Below are 276 nucleotides of genomic sequence, written 5' to 3'. Positions count from 1 at the left end.
CTTTTAATCAGGCGGCTTTTCTTTTGCCCTTTCGCTAGATGCAGCTGCTCACGCAATTCTTCAGCTACAGCATCAATATCGATCTGGTTTAAAAGATCTTTAATCGCCTCGGTACCCATTTTGGCCACAAAGTCGTGGCGTCCGTACTGATTGATATAATCTCTGTATTCGCGCTCATTGATGATGTCATATTTCTTGAGATCGGTGCTGCCCGGATCAATCACGATATAGGCAGCAAAATACAAAACCTTTTCCAGATTGCGGGGCGACATATCC

General features: G+C 44.6%; 1 protein-coding gene. It reads right to left on the bottom strand.

The window, feature by feature from the left end:
• A partial coding sequence (locus tag FQ664_RS27360; RefSeq protein WP_178091076.1) for a hypothetical protein occupies positions 1 to 276 on the bottom strand: 276 nt, incomplete at both ends.

The organism is Pseudomonas persica (genome assembly GCF_900291015.1).
In the GTDB taxonomy this organism is placed as follows: domain Bacteria; phylum Pseudomonadota; class Gammaproteobacteria; order Pseudomonadales; family Pseudomonadaceae; genus Aquipseudomonas.
Note: the sequence above shows the minus strand (reverse complement) of the source record. Positions and strands in the feature narration are given on the sequence as shown.